General features: G+C 36.2%; 12 protein-coding genes. 7 read left to right on the forward strand and 5 right to left on the reverse strand.

Annotated elements, in window-relative coordinates; genetic code table 11:
- Positions 1-45: 45 nt before the first annotated feature.
- From ctlX to ACT9TX_RS06160, 5 genes are all read right to left on the reverse strand, one after another.
- On the reverse strand, positions 46-960 hold the full coding sequence (gene ctlX, locus ACT9TX_RS06140) for a citrulline utilization hydrolase CtlX (RefSeq protein ID WP_481337365.1): 915 nt from the start codon (positions 958-960) through the stop codon (positions 46-48).
- Between the two features lie 77 nt (positions 961-1,037).
- Positions 1,038-2,468, reverse strand: coding sequence for an arginine deiminase family protein (locus tag ACT9TX_RS06145; protein WP_481337367.1), 1,431 nt, complete (start codon positions 2,466-2,468; stop codon positions 1,038-1,040).
- 247 nt (positions 2,469-2,715) lie between these two features.
- Positions 2,716-3,144 carry a putative toxin-antitoxin system toxin component, PIN family gene (locus ACT9TX_RS06150; protein ID WP_481337368.1) on the reverse strand — a complete coding sequence of 143 codons (429 nt, stop codon included), beginning with the start codon at positions 3,142-3,144 and terminating at the stop codon, positions 2,716-2,718.
- Complete coding sequence (locus ACT9TX_RS06155) at positions 3,134-3,367, reverse strand: hypothetical protein (protein ID WP_481337369.1); 234 nt, start codon at positions 3,365-3,367, stop codon at positions 3,134-3,136. Before ACT9TX_RS06155 ends, ACT9TX_RS06150 begins: the two co-directional genes overlap by 11 nt.
- Before the next feature lie 40 nt (positions 3,368-3,407).
- Positions 3,408-4,154: a spheroidene monooxygenase gene (locus tag ACT9TX_RS06160; protein WP_481337370.1), complete on the reverse strand. Its 747-nt coding sequence runs from the start codon at positions 4,152-4,154 to the stop codon at positions 3,408-3,410.
- A 145-nt stretch (positions 4,155-4,299) separates the two neighbouring features.
- Between ACT9TX_RS06160 and ACT9TX_RS06165 the strand changes: the two genes are divergently transcribed.
- The 7 genes from ACT9TX_RS06165 (at position 4,300) to ACT9TX_RS06195 (ending at position 14,518) form a co-directional block, all read left to right on the forward strand.
- Positions 4,300-5,547, forward strand: a complete 1,248-nt coding sequence (locus tag ACT9TX_RS06165) for an ABC transporter permease (RefSeq protein ID WP_481337371.1) — start codon at positions 4,300-4,302, stop codon at positions 5,545-5,547.
- 52 nt (positions 5,548-5,599) lie between these two features.
- A complete protein-coding gene (gene tsaD / locus ACT9TX_RS06170) occupies positions 5,600-6,673 on the forward strand; it encodes a tRNA (adenosine(37)-N6)-threonylcarbamoyltransferase complex transferase subunit TsaD (RefSeq protein ID WP_481337372.1) in 1,074 nt (357 codons plus the stop codon).
- Between the two features lie 361 nt (positions 6,674-7,034).
- The gene (gene cas9, locus ACT9TX_RS06175; protein WP_481337373.1) at positions 7,035-11,435 is read left to right on the forward strand and encodes a type II CRISPR RNA-guided endonuclease Cas9; all 4,401 of its coding nucleotides are present in this window, start codon (positions 7,035-7,037) and stop codon (positions 11,433-11,435) included.
- Positions 11,436-11,469: 34 nt separating this feature from the next.
- Complete coding sequence (locus tag ACT9TX_RS06180; protein WP_481337374.1) at positions 11,470-11,958, forward strand: hypothetical protein; 489 nt, start codon at positions 11,470-11,472, stop codon at positions 11,956-11,958.
- A gap of 522 nt (positions 11,959-12,480) precedes the next feature.
- Positions 12,481-13,401, forward strand: coding sequence for a type II CRISPR-associated endonuclease Cas1 (cas1, locus tag ACT9TX_RS06185; RefSeq protein WP_481337375.1), 921 nt, complete (start codon positions 12,481-12,483; stop codon positions 13,399-13,401).
- Positions 13,402-13,550: 149 nt separating this feature from the next.
- Complete coding sequence (gene cas2 / locus ACT9TX_RS06190; protein ID WP_481337376.1) at positions 13,551-13,889, forward strand: CRISPR-associated endonuclease Cas2; 339 nt, start codon at positions 13,551-13,553, stop codon at positions 13,887-13,889.
- Positions 13,890-14,194: 305 nt separating this feature from the next.
- Positions 14,195-14,518 carry a GIY-YIG nuclease family protein gene (locus tag ACT9TX_RS06195; RefSeq protein ID WP_481337377.1) on the forward strand — a complete coding sequence of 108 codons (324 nt, stop codon included), beginning with the start codon at positions 14,195-14,197 and terminating at the stop codon, positions 14,516-14,518.
- Positions 14,519-14,619: the final 101 nt, after the last annotated feature.

The following is a 14,619-nucleotide window of genomic DNA, read 5'->3' on the forward strand; positions in this document are numbered from 1 at the left end:
TCTAAATATCATTTTAAGGTGCAAACGTTAATGGGGATAATATCATTAGATATTATTTCTCTTCTTTAAAAATACTTCTGCCATCATACACCTAGCGCTACCGCCGCCATTGGTTTCTATAGTAGTAATATCTGCATGAATAATAGGTTGATAGCTTTCGATAGTTGCAATTTGCGCAGCAGTTAAACTCTGGTAAGCTTGGCTACTCATTACCAAGAAAGCGTCACCTTGTTGATTGCACACTTGTAGCATATTACCTGCAAAATGATTCATTTGATAAAAGCTAATATCGATGATGGTTTTACCGCTATTTTCTATTGATTTAATCACTGTATTTTTCTCACTTGCATCAGTAATACTATCTAGACAAATCACCACAAACTTATCAGCCACACACATCATTACATTGGTGTGATAAATGGGGCTACCATTTTCATCGTTAGCAATAAAAGCGACAGGCGTGTAATTGAATTGCTTGCAAAACAATTCTAGCAAACCCTTATCAGTTCTAGGTGATAAACAAGCGTAGGCTATTTGTTTGTCTCTATCGAGCACCATACTGCCTGTGCCTTCCAAAAAAATATTATTGGCTTCGCTACCTGTAAAATCAATTTGGGCATCAACAACAAATTTTTCATCAATAGCATCAAGAACATGCTGCTTTCTTTCTTGCCTGCGGTTTACGGCAAACATTGGGTACAAACAAATAGTACCATAACTATGAAGCGACATCCAATTATTGGGAAAAATAGAATCAGGTGTATGTGGTTCTGCCGTGTCTTGCACAACAGTTACGTCAATACCATTGGCCTGTAATTTGGAGACAAAGCCATCAAACTCTTGCAAGGCTTTTTCTTGTACCGATGCATCGTTGCTTGCCACTTGAAAGCTATTATTCACAGCCGTTTCAGCGTTGTAAGCAAATTGCACAGGGCGTATCATGAGTATATTAGAGGTCATAAATTAAAATTGAAAACGTAACTTAAAAGACTGAAAATTGGTCATTGGTCATTGACTTTTGACTATTGACCTTTAACTCACAATCCTTCTCTCAACAAAGGCATACTCATACAATGAAAACCACCTCTTGCTCTTGATAATTCTGCTGATGGCATGAGAATAACGGTGTCGGTAATGGTATTTACGTCTATTGTTCCTGCTTCTAATTGAGCAATTAAATCTTTGGCATAGATAACGCTGAAACCATTCTCTTTAAAAGCTTGTGTGGTTTTATCGTTTCTATCATAACCTAATACAACACCTTCTTTCAAAGCCAATAAATTGCAACTATCAGTCCATTGTTCTCTTGCGCTGTAAGGAAACTCATTGTTACCACTAAAGATAATTTTTACCTCTTCATCACAATGCAAATCAGTTTTACTGATATCTACTAATAAATCTTCCAAGCTATCAAAGCTGATAGGGTTATCGGGGCATTTTTTATGAAACTGTAAAATCTTAATCTTCTCTTCTTTCTTAATTTCTAAAATGCGTTCAATGGCATTTTCATCTTCGTGCTTTACTGCCTTACGAGAAAAATTACCCAACATTACCCACACATTGCGTTTTACTTGCGTAAACACGGTATCAATATGCATGTAATCTCGCTTTTTAGGAATTTTCACGATGGTTACTTTTTCTACAATACCTTTCTCAAACATGGTATTGGTAATTTTTACAGCCGCTTCAGATGAAGTACGTTCGCTGACGCCAACTAGTAAATGTTTGTCGCTTACCACCATAATATCACCGCCTTCTAAAGTTACTTTTTTGTCGTCATCTTCTTTAGGTAACAAAAAGCTGTACTGACTATCGCTTAGTTCAATAATATTATCTCTATAATCTGCAAATAATGGATGATTGAAGAAGATATATTTTGCCAGCAAAGCTTCCCTTGTTCTAGCCTTTTTAGCCGGCTTATTTAGCAGTACATAGTTGTTGATGGTGATACCAATATCTCTTGTAAAAATAAAATTTGGTATGGGCGCAAACAACAACTGCTTATCGCTAGAAGTACCAGAAACAAAGGTTTTTGCCAATTCTTTTGCAGGGTATTTTAGCAGCACTTTGTGTGTTAAATAGGTACAGCCTTCAATAGCGCAAACAGAAGATACCAATTCAGTTTTAATATTCGTGTCTTCTAAAATTTCAGCTAGTAACCATTGTAATTCTATCACTTTATCGCTCTTAAAAAACTGTTCGTTTTCTGGCTTATAAAAAGCTCTGTCGTTGGCTTCGCTGTCTATTTCGGCAAGCTTACCTTTTATCTTTTCTGGGTCAAGAAAATAGAGTAAGATTTTGGTGTAATAATCGTACTCGTTTTTACGAATGGTTTCAAGATGTACAATATCTTCAAACAACCAATCCTGTGCTTTTGAAGGCACTACTTTACCCAAACCACTATCTGGGCTGTGTACTAATAAACGCTTAAGTGTACCTACTTCTGAGGTAACAGATATCTGTGACATAAACTATGACATGTAAATTGTGAAAAGTGAAAAGTGAATGGTGAATGACGTGAAAAGTGAAACGTCAAAAAAATTAAACCTTGAACTATTTAAACTACAAACTCTAAACTGATTTGCCTCGTCAGTAATCGGGCATTGAATTTAAGCCACGATACATCCAAGCAAAGTGTGCAGTTAAAAACGATATGGTAGTGCAGTGATGCATAAAGTGATGGCAATTTACAGTTTTGTAAAGCGATTGCTGAAATTATACATAGAATCTCTTTTCAAATTCTGCTTTGGTAATAATTTTTAGCTTAGTAAATTTCTTTTGAAGTATTTCTTTTTGCGATAAAATATGTTTATCGCCACTTGTTACAAATCCAGCATTGGTTTGCAAAGCCAACGCTACAACATAATTATCATCTATATCGTCTGGCACATAATTTTTAATAGGATAAATAAGCTTAAAATTGGTTGTAATTGCTCTTAATATCTTTATAGATTTCTTTACATCAATATTAAATTTCTTGAGATGCGGATATTTTAAAACTGTTTCAAATTCTTTTATTAACTCATCACAAATAAATACTTCAATCTCATAAACGTCTATAATATTTATGATTTTATGCTGTTGGTTAGTGATAAAATAGCTAATCCAAATATTATTATCAAATACATAACGATTACTTCGCATTAGTATTTAATTTTCTTGCTGCGTGCTTCCACTTATCAATTTGTGCCATTGTAGGTGAAGCAATTTTAGTTGCATCGTAGTTAGCAACTATGCTATTTTTTTTACTGGCCAAACGTTTAACTCTCAACTTAGTAAGTAGAACTTTTTGTTCTACTTCATCTAATTTTTTTACTTCAGAAACTATATCATTCAAAATTTTATTATCAATTTCTATCACAGACATAAAAAATCATTTTTATTATTCCAAAATACTTATGTGCAATTTACAGTTTTCCTGCCAAAGGATTGCTGCCGTTAATAGTTCCATAACAGGCAATGGGTATAAAACGTGTAAACATATCTTCACTATACCAATCTTCTTTGTGCGTTTTACGAATCACATCTTTGTGTTGGTGCAAGTTGTAAGCAAAGTTTTTCATGTCGGCTTTGCTATCCCAAATGCTAAAAGTAGCCTGCTTTATATAAGGCACTTCACCAATACCAAACGATGTTACAAAGCCTTTAGCAGCAAGCATTTGACTAGCAACTGCATCTACATTTGCCCAAAAATTTTGTAACTTACTTAAGCGAATAGTAGCTCTTGTTAATACTGCAATTAAGCCCTCATAATCTGTTTGTTTGGGCAATTTTCCAAATACTGCTTTACCATCCCAAGTACCATGACCCTCTATTGGTTGTAACACGATGGTTAATACTTCTGCACGGAAGAACTTGAACCAAGCATTGAGGAAGTTTGAAGTTTTGAGTTCTGGGTTTTGTGTTTTGAGTTCTGGGTTTTGTATTCTCTGTTCTTGACCATTGACCATTGACCACTGACTATTGACTACTAAAACCGCCCACTGACGCCAATCGGGTGATTTATCGAACGTGCCGTTTTTTCCACAGCCCATTAACTTGTAAAAGCTAATTTTTTTACTGAGAAATAATGGAAAATGAAACACTGCCATTGATAAAAAACCAGCCCAGCCGAAGTATTTAGGATAACGTACAATGGTTAATGTGCATATCATGGGTTAAATGTAATGCCTCCTTTTAACACATAGGCACATAGATAGTTTAGCACACATAGTTTTTGCTATGTTTACTTTTTATCCTCTGATTCTATGTGTTAATATTTTGCCCTTGTAAATGCGGCTCATTAATTACTTTTACAACATGCTGAAATTACTCACCATACTTTGGAACAGTTTTAAAATGGCTTTTCAAGAGTTAAAGGCCAATAAATTACGTACTAGTTTATCGTTGCTAGGTATCACGTTTGGTATATTTTGTATCATTGGTGTATTGGCTACGGTAGATAGTTTAAAGCGTAAGGTACAAGGGGATTTGAAATCGATTGGGTCTAATAGTTTGTACTTAGATAAATGGCAATATGGTGGCGGTAACGACTATCCTTGGTGGAAATATGCCAACAGACCTGTGCCTAAGTACGAAGAAATGCAGTTTATAAAAGCCAAATCGTACCTCACTGGCAATATTGCATTTTTGTGCAGAGGCAATGGTAATGCGAGTTACAGAGATAATCAATTGAGTGGTATTACATTTTTAGGTACATCTGAGGATTTTAGCAAAATACAATCATTAGAAACTGATAATGGTAGATATATTTCTAGTGGTGAATTTGATAGAGGCACACCAAGTGTGGTAATTGGCAGCGAAGTTGCTACTCAATTGTATGGTAAGCCAGAAATAGCTGTGGGTAAAGAATTAACGTACAATGGTAGGAAACTTGAGATTGTAGGCGTGCTTAAAAAACAAGGGCAATCGCTAGTGAATATTTTTGATTTTGACAATGCTGCTATTACTTCTTACGAGTATTTTACAAGCATTTATGAAGCTGATAAATCGCAGCCATCTATTTTAATTCAAGGCAAGCAAGGTGTAACTACCAAAGCTTTGCAAGACGAGTTAACTGGTGTTGTAAGGCAAATAAGGCGCCTTAGCCCATCGGAAGAAGATAATTTTAGCTTGAATGATATTAGCTCATTTGCTGAAAGTACTGAATCGCTTTTCGGTTCTATTAACCTTGGCGGCTGGGCTATTGCTGGTTTAAGCTTAGTGGTAGGCGCATTTGGCGTAGCCAACATCATGTTTGTTACTGTGAGAGAAAGAACCAGTCAAATAGGACTTAAAAAAGCCATTGGCGCTAAAAGCAGAACCATACTTACTGAGTTTTTAATTGAGAGCGCTTTCTTATGTATTTTAGGTGGTTTAATAGGTTTGGCTTTTGTGTGGATTTTAACCCAAGTATTAAGTAATATTTTACCTTTTCCTATTTATATCGCACCAAACATTGTGATTCTAGCATTGTCGCTATGTATTGTTTTGGGTGTATTATCAGGTATTATTCCTGCAAGAATTGCAGCTAAAATGGATCCTGTAGTGGCGATAAGAACGAAGTAGCCCCCTAAATCCCCCAAAGGGGGAATTTTTAAAACCTTGATTTATAAATTTAATGTCTGATATTTTAGATAATACTTTTTCGTTTGCTCAAATCCCCCCTTTGGGGGGCGGGGGGGCAATCCTCGCTATCGAATCTTCTTGCGATGAAACATCTGCATCGGTATGTGTAGATGGAAAAATCTTATCCAATTTTATTGCTAATCAATCGGTTCATGAGCAATATGGTGGTGTAGTGCCAGAACTTGCTAGTAGAGCGCATATGCAAAACATAGTGCCAGTAGTAGATGCAGCACTTGCATCTGCCAACTGCCAACTATCATCTATTGACGCCATTGCATTTACACAAGCACCAGGTTTAATAGGTTGTTTATTAGTAGGCACACAGTTTGCCAAAAGCTTGGCTTTAGCACTTAACAAGCCATTGATTGCCGTGCATCATATGCAAGCGCATGTATTGGCCAATATTATTCCACAGCAACTGCCAGATGGCACAGTAAACGAACCCGTTCAATTTCCTTTTTTGTGCTTAACAGTAAGTGGGGGCCATACACAAATAGTACTAGCAAAGTCACCTTTAGAGCTAGAAGTTATTGGCCAAACCATTGATGACGCGGCTGGTGAAGCATTTGACAAAAGTGCGAAACTACTTGGTCTACCCTACCCTGGCGGCCCATTAATAGATAAATATGCTAAGCTGGGCAATCCATTAGCTTTCAAATTTGCAGAGCCACAAATACCTGAATTGAATTTTAGTTTTAGTGGTTTAAAAACATCTATTCTATACTTTTTGCAAAAGCAAGAAGCAGGTTTTATAGAAGCCAACCTAAACGATTTATGTGCTTCTATACAACATACAATTATCAATATTTTATTAAAGAAACTAAGCAAAGCCGTACAACAAACAGGTGTAAAAAACATTGCTATTGCAGGTGGTGTAAGTGCCAATAGTGGCTTGCGCCAAGCCTTGCAAGACATGGGTAAAAAGAAAGGCTGGAAAACCCATATACCAGCTTTTGAATACTGTACAGATAATGCTGGCATGATTGCTATTACTGGTTACTACAAATATTTAGCAGGTGATTTTACAGATTTAAGTGTAAGCCCAACTGCAAGAGCTGAATGGTAATTAATATGCCCTGACAAACTCTTGTGTAAGCGTTAATTATTCTTATGATAATTGACGCTTTTTTATTGGCGTTTATTGAAAACCTTGTTTAATAATTTGCACATATCAAATAAAGCCTTATTTTAGTTTCTCAATTTTACCCCCCGAATATAAGTTGGATGTATCACTACACAAACATGCCCTGTGCAATGGGCTGTGCTTTGTGCAGTATGGATATGTGTAATGAGTTTTGAGGGGGAAAGAGAGGGCATAAAAAAGCCCCACAATATGCAGGGCTTAAGAAAAAATCTTCGGCTTATAGCCTTATTGTGATAAGCTTTCGAAGACAAATATAATAGTGAACATTTAAATAAACGATATAATGGAAAAAATTCTTGGAATTGATTTAGGCACAAACTCAATTGGATGGGCAATTAGAGAGATAAACAATGAAATAGAGAATCAAATAATTGATAAAGGTGTGTTGACCTTTGATAAGGGTGTGACAGAAGATAAATCTGGCGAACATCCAATGGTTCAAAAGCGCACTGAAAGTAGAGGGAAACGCAGAAACTATCAAGCAGAAAAATATAGAAAATACGAACTATTAGAGTGTTTAATACACAAAGAAATGTGTCCATTAACTATTGATGAATTAAACGAATGGAGACATTATAAAAAAGGTGCTGGAAGAAAATATCCACAACGAAAAGAGTTTATTGATTGGTTACGTTTTGATTTTGATGGCGATGGGAAGCCTGATTTTGAGCAATATGGGCTAAGCAAGCACGACAACTGCTATGCTTTTAGATGGCTTGCTGTAAGTAATAAAGAAGAGCACAAAAATTACTTAAAAGATAATAAGCAGCTATTAGGTAGAATATTTTACCAATTGGTACAACGAAGAGGTTTTTTTAATAGTGGTGATGCAGAAGAAACAAAACTTATTGAAGAAGGCCGAAAAAATCAACAAACTAAAACAATTGAAGTTGTTGGAATAAAAGTAATTGACCAATTGATTAAAGAACAATATCAGACATTAGGTGCTGCTTTGTATTGGGGACAAAAGAATAAAGAGTTAGAAGCAATAAACAATTATAGAATTAGAAACAGGTTCACCTATCGTCATTATTTTGAAAACGAGATAGTTGCAATTTTCAAAAACTTAGGTTTTGATTTAGAAAGTAGTTTCTGCCAAACTATTAAAAAAGCTATTACATGGCAACGCCCACTACGAAGCCAAAAAGGTCTTGTGGGTTATTGTACTTTAGATCGACCATTGAAAAGTAAATCTGGCATATACTATAAGGCTGGCAAAAAAAGGATTCCACTTAGCCATCCTTTATATGAGGAGTTTAGAACTTGGGTTGATATTAATAACTTAAAAATTGAGCCACCAAGGGGGATTTCGAAAATTGACTTCTTGGAAAATGTTGTTTTCCCAATGTTTAACAGAGCAAGTGATTTAACTTATAAATCCAAAAAAGACAAAACAGGTAAACAAACTGAAAAAGGAATTGAAGCTAGAATTATTGAAGCAGGTGGCACAATACTGTCAAAGTTTGATATAGAACTAGATGAAGAAAATGAAGGCAAAAAATATAAGGCCAATATTCTTTTAAACAAAATTGAAAAGATAATTGGCTCTGATTGGAAAACTATTCTTAGATGGGATGAAACACTTGCTGGCAAAGAAAAAGACGGTAATTATTTAAGAGTAGAAGACTTATGGCATTTAATATTTGATGCTACCATAACCAAACAACAAACTACAGATTTAGGAAGTAGATTAATTCCAATATTGCAAAAGCATTTTCCGCAAATAAAATTTGATGCTAAAGATTTTGATAATATTAGATTAAATAGTGGTTATGCCTCTCTTTCCGCTGCTACTATTAAAATAATATTACCTTATCTAAAAAAAGGCATGCTATATCCTCATGCTGTATTTGTAGCCAATTTAGAAAGTGTTTTTGGTAAAAAAATAGATGACGATACTATTGAACAACTTAGGAAAGAGTATTCAGATATTTTGGCAAATCATAAAGCAGATAAAGAGGTTTATGTGATAGTTAACAGTTTAATATCTAATAGGATGAATGAACGGGACAGAATGAATATGGGGGATGATTATATATTAGATAACATTGACTTGAAAGATATAAACGACAAGATTAAAGATAACTTTAAGTCAAAAATTTGGAACAAGAAAACAGAAGAGCAACAAACACAATTCATAGAAGATATAACTGTTTTATATCAAAGTTATTTACGCCAACCTATGGGCATGGATAAGGCCAAGCAGTTTTTCAAACTATATCGTATCGAGGAAAAAATCATTGAATTGTTAACCAATAAATACGAAATATCTGAAAATAGAATTAATAAATATTTATGGCATCCATCAGAGCAAGAAGTGTACAGCCCTGCAAATATTAAGGCAGACAAGGATGGTATAGTTTATACTGACGAACGAGGCAATGATATACTCTTTCTAGGAGACCCAAATCCAATAAGCAAAGGATTTAAGAACCCAATGGCAATGAAAACTTTGCATCATTTAAAAAAATTGTTGAATTACTTATTACAAGAGAACAAAATAAATGCACACACAAAAATTGTTGTAGAAATAGCAAGAGAATTAAATGACACAAATACTAGAAAAGCAATAAAAAGATACCAAAACGAAAGAGCTACATTAAGAGATGGTTATAAAAAATTATTGAAAGAATATTTTGACAATCAAAACGACACTAATAAAAATATTAGCCCAGAAATGATTGATAGATATGAGTTATGGAAAGAACAAACAGAAAAATGTATTTATTGTGGTCAGACAATCCAATGTACAGATATAATGAATGGTACAGCTCAAATAGAACACACTATACCTGAAGGACAATCTCAATGCAGCGAACTTTTTAACCTCACCATTGCTCATCCCCAATGCAATGCAGCTAAAGCAAAACGCTTCCCAACACAATGGGTAGATAATTATGAACTAATACAACATAACATCAAATTCATGTACGCTAAATACATGAGCTTTAAAGAAAGGCATGAAGCCACTTATGCAGGAACTAAAAAAGCAACTACTAAAGAGTCAAAAGACAGGCAAATTCAAGATAGGCATTACTATAAAATTCACTTGACCTATTGGAAGAAGAAGTATGAAACATTTACGATAGAGGAAGTAACCAATCAATTTCGTAGGCAGCAACTTACCGATACACAAATCATTACTAAATATGCCTTGCCATATTTAAAAACAGTGTTTAAAAAGGTAGAACCCCAAAAAGGAATTATAACTGCCGATTTCAGAAGGATATTTAAAATACGAGAACGCTTTGAAGGAAAAGACAGAACAAAGCACAGCCATCATGCAATTGATGCCGCAGTGCTTACACTTATTCCACCAGCAAGTATTCGGGATTTTTTACGAAAAGAATATTATGCCGCTAAAGAAAAGAACATTCCGTTTCATAGCAAACCTAGAAATTGGGAGAACTTCCATGAAAGCCATATTTTAAGTATTGAAGAAGAGGTATTAAATAATTACCAAGCCCAACATAAAACACTTAGCCCTACATTAAAATATCAACGCTCAAGAGGTAATAAAATACCATTAATAGGTGATGGACAGCCAGTCTTTCAAAAAGACGAGAAAGGAAATATTTGCTATAAAAAAGATAGCAAAGGAGAGCTGATTTTTAAAAGAGACCATTCGGGGGGATTAATGAAAGATGATAGTGGAAATTTCATTCCCATTCCTTTAAAAGAATTTAAAAAGGCACAAGGCGATACAATAAGAGGACAATTGCATAAAGAGAGTTTTTTCGGGGCAATAAAAATTCCTTTGTATGAAGAAAAGAATGGCAAATTCATTCCTATGAATGATGGTAAAGGCAACCTGCTATTTCAGCAAAACGAAAAAAGGGGTGACGAAATATTTATTGTAGAAAGAGAGGTCGATTTAACCAAGTTTTCCAAAATTGAAGACTTTGACATAGTGATTGACCCCAATTTAAAAGCGTATTTGAAAAAGGAAATCCAAAATCGGGTTAATGAAGGACAAATATTTGCTAAAGCAATGCTAGAGCCAATTTATGCTTTTGGAACAACCATTGATAAAAATGGAAATCCTCTAAATCCAATAAGGCATTTAAGAGTTAGAGCTACAGGTAGTGGCTCAGCAAAACCAGCAACAATTAGAGAGAGAAAACACTTTTTATCAAAAAAAGAATATAAAAATTATGATTATGCGGTGAATGGCGAAATACCCGTTTGTGCAATATATGAAAGTATTATAAAAGAAAAACTAGAACGCCAAATTGAATCTTTCTCCATCCTAGAACTTGCAAAAGCAAATACAACAGGTAAAATTATAGATGCCATACCTGCAACTTATGAAAAGAAAATTGGTAAAGAAATCTATTTGTTACCCCTTTATTCAATTCTAATGAGTGGGTTAAGAGTAATCTTTTTTGAATCCACACTATCCGAATTAAAAGATTTAGGTAGCACAGACCTTTTAAAAAGGATGTATATAACGGGTTCATTTGAAGATGGTCGCTTATCATTAAAACATCATTTAGTCAGCATGAAAGAAGATGAAATAAAAATAAAATTGAAAGCAATGGGAGCCTCTGACAAGGGTGCTTCAAAAGTTGATTTTAATAATCCATTACCAAAGCTAAGATTAAGTCAAGGCTCTTTAAATATGGCAATTGAGCATAAAGATTTTGAAATAAAACCAGATGGAACAATACACCTCTTTTCTTAAACAATCATTTATTCACAAAAAAAATCAAGAAAAAATGCCGATTGTAAACTTGAGCTCGGTAACATTTACCGACGCAGAAAAAGCAAAAATGGATGCTGCAATTGCAGATCAAAAAGCAGTAATGGCTGGTAAAAGCACCAACCTTACCGAAAAGGAAAAACAACTGTATGGCTCTATTAACGAGCAGAACAAACTAGTGGTGCAAAAAGTATTGCAGTACAGCAAATCAAACCCCGAAGTTATACCGGGCCATTTAGATATGCCCGAGCTGAATAGGGATTATGCTAGCCGCAATGCGCTAGAATTGTGGGAAGATGCACTGAAATTGATGCTAAACAATGTTCAAAACGCTAAAATCCTGTTGGATTATGATGTGTTTCAAGCTTGCTTAAGTGTGTACCGCAATGTGCGCTACCAAGCAGGGGAAGACGTACCTGGCATGGCTGCCATTTATAACGATTTGAAACAATTTTTTCCTGGTGGCGGCAATAATAATGACACTACACCACCTACAAATGGCTAATAAATTGATATACAAATAGTTAGACTAAAAAATACCCCGTAGGTATACGGGGTATTTTACGTTATATAAGGGGGTAAAATACGTGCCATAGACACGCTTTACACGTTTACTACAAGCTGTTATAGGTTATAAAGGGGTTTGCAATAGGTATTTTACTAATTGTATACCCGTTGTGTAGAGTGTTACAACAGGTTAAAATATCAACAAAGCCCCGTGCATAACCTGCTATAAGCAGTGTTACACGTACCAATACCCTTTATACAACGTATTGAGCGTGTCATCCTAAGGTATTGCGAAGCTGTCATCTGGAACGTAATGAAGAAACTCACAGCGAAGCTGTCATCCTGAGGCACGAAGGATATGCTGAGTAGTAGCCTAATGCCGAGCCTATGAAGGAATTGAAGGGCGGTGTTGCAAAGCCGAAGAGATTCTTCGCAAGCTCAGAATGACAATCCTTCTTCGGAATGACAAAGAGATGCTTCGTTCCTCAGCATAGCAATTCGCTACTAAAAATTACAAACCATGATAAAACGCACCCTACACATGGGCAGCCCTTGCCACTTAAAATGTGCTAATAGCCAGTTAGTTGTAAGCTATAGCCACGTAAAAGGGCAAGAAAACAAGCCCGATAGAACTGTGCCAATAGAAGATATAGGTATATTGGTACTAGAACATCAACAAATAAGTATTACACACTATTTACTAGACCAACTGGTGAGCAATAATGTAGCTGTAATAACCTGTAACGATACCCACCACCCTACTGGCATGTTACTACCGCTAGAGGGTAATACCATACAAAGCGAACGGTTTAGATACCAAATAGAAGCGAGCGAGCCACTAAAAAAACAACTGTGGCAGCAAACAGTACGGGCAAAAATTAGCAATCAAGCGGCTGTATTTAAGCAATGGGGCTATAACGATAAAGTGTTACTAGGGCTTGCAGGTGGTGTACTAAGTGGCGATACTAATAATAATGAAGCTACTGCTGCGGCTTATTACTGGCAAAACTTGTTTCCCCCCGCATGGCTATTTTTTAGGCGGCGAGATGGTGTACCACCCAATAATTTACTAAATTATGGCTATGCCATATTAAGGGCTGCTATGGCAAGGGCTATTGTGGGTGCAGGCTTGTTGCCTACGTTTGGCATCTTTCACCGCAACCGCTACAATGCCTACTGCCTTGCAGATGATATGATGGAACCTTATAGACCATTTGTAGATGTGGTGGTACGTGGTATAGTAGACGAAACAAGCCATGTAGAAACCCTTACGCAAGACTTTAAAACAAGGCTACTGCAAGTGTTAAATACAGATGTATTGCTAGATGGTAACAAAAGCCCCTTACTTGTAGCTACACAGCGCACAGCAGCATCGCTAGCCAAGTGCTTTGCAGGTGAGCAACGAAAGATACTCTATCCTGAGCTGCCATTGTCATCCTGAACGCAGTGAAGGAACTGCCCTGCGAAGCTGTCATCCCGAGCCGAAGGCAAGGGATCTGTTGAGATGCTTCGTTCCTCAGCATCACATGGCGATTCTTCGCAAGCTCAGCATGACAATACAGATTCTTCCTTCGTCAGAATGACATCGTTATGAAACAAGAACGCTTAAACGCCTATCGCATTATGTGGGTACTCGTATTCTTCGACTTACCAACCGACACAAAAAAAGACCGCAAAGCGGCCAGCGATTTTAGAAAAAAAATTCTGGCAGACGGCTTTCGCATGTTTCAATTCTCAATTTATTTACGTTGGTCACCAAGTATGGAAGCTGCTACTGTACATATAAAACGTGTACAAAAATTACTACCCGAAAAAGGGCATGTAGGCATTATGACCATTACCGATAAGCAATTTGGCATGATGAAAATATTTCAGGGGAAAAAGCCAGCACTTGCCATGGATGTACCGCAACAATTAGAATTGTTTTGATTGTCATCCTGAGCCTGCGAAGGAACTCACAGCAAAGCTGTCATCCTGAAGCATGAAGGATCTGTTGTAAAGCGGTACAATGCTGAGCTTGAGAAGAAGCTGTTAGGTAACGTTACAAAGCCGAAGATATTCTTCCTTCGTCAGAATGACAAGCAGCTTCTGAATGCAGTGAAGGAACTGCTGCAAAGCGAAGCTGTCATCCTGAGCCTGCGAAGGAACTGCCGAATTTTTGTACTTTAGCCAAAACAGATTCTTCCTTCGTCAGAATGACAAAGAGATTTTTCGTTCCTCAAAATGACAATAACATGCAACCAATAGGCACACATAACTACTACGTGTATATAGTAACCAATAAAAACAAAACAGTGCTATACACAGGCGTAACCAACAACTTACAAGCAAGGTTACAGCAACACCATACCAATGCTCAGCCTTTTACTCATAAATCGTTTGCAGGTAAGTATAACGCCTATAACCTGCTGTACTATGAACGCTTTGAATACATACAACATGCTATAGCTAGAGAAAAAGAAATAAAAGGCTGGCTAAGAAGTAAAAAGGAAGCACTAATAAATACCACTAACCCAGAATGGAGGTTTTTAAATAATGACATAGGCTTGTCATTCTGAGCTTGCGAAGAATCTGCTGTCATCCTGAGCTTGCGAAGAATCTGCTGTCATCCTGAGCTTGCGAAGAATCTGCTGTCATCCTGAGCTTGCGAAGAATCTGC

The organism is Parasediminibacterium sp. HNIBRBA5674, from assembly GCF_056745525.1.

Excerpts from the sequence above, each read along its gene's own strand:
- ctlX (WP_481337365.1), bottom strand. The coding sequence starts at position 960 with ATGACCTCTAATATACTCATGATACGCCCTGTGCAATTTGCTTACAAC.
- ACT9TX_RS06145 (WP_481337367.1), bottom strand. The coding sequence starts at position 2,468 with ATGTCACAGATATCTGTTACCTCAGAAGTAGGTACACTTAAGCGTTTA.
- ACT9TX_RS06150 (WP_481337368.1), bottom strand. The coding sequence starts at position 3,144 with ATGCGAAGTAATCGTTATGTATTTGATAATAATATTTGGATTAGCTAT.
- ACT9TX_RS06155 (WP_481337369.1), bottom strand. The coding sequence starts at position 3,367 with ATGTCTGTGATAGAAATTGATAATAAAATTTTGAATGATATAGTTTCT.
- ACT9TX_RS06160 (WP_481337370.1), bottom strand. The coding sequence starts at position 4,154 with ATGATATGCACATTAACCATTGTACGTTATCCTAAATACTTCGGCTGG.
- ACT9TX_RS06165 (WP_481337371.1), top strand. The coding sequence starts at position 4,300 with ATGCTGAAATTACTCACCATACTTTGGAACAGTTTTAAAATGGCTTTT.
- tsaD (WP_481337372.1), top strand. The coding sequence starts at position 5,600 with ATGTCTGATATTTTAGATAATACTTTTTCGTTTGCTCAAATCCCCCCT.
- cas9 (WP_481337373.1), top strand. The coding sequence starts at position 7,035 with ATGGAAAAAATTCTTGGAATTGATTTAGGCACAAACTCAATTGGATGG.
- ACT9TX_RS06180 (WP_481337374.1), top strand. The coding sequence starts at position 11,470 with ATGCCGATTGTAAACTTGAGCTCGGTAACATTTACCGACGCAGAAAAA.
- cas1 (WP_481337375.1), top strand. The coding sequence starts at position 12,481 with ATGATAAAACGCACCCTACACATGGGCAGCCCTTGCCACTTAAAATGT.
- cas2 (WP_481337376.1), top strand. The coding sequence starts at position 13,551 with ATGAAACAAGAACGCTTAAACGCCTATCGCATTATGTGGGTACTCGTA.
- ACT9TX_RS06195 (WP_481337377.1), top strand. The coding sequence starts at position 14,195 with ATGCAACCAATAGGCACACATAACTACTACGTGTATATAGTAACCAAT.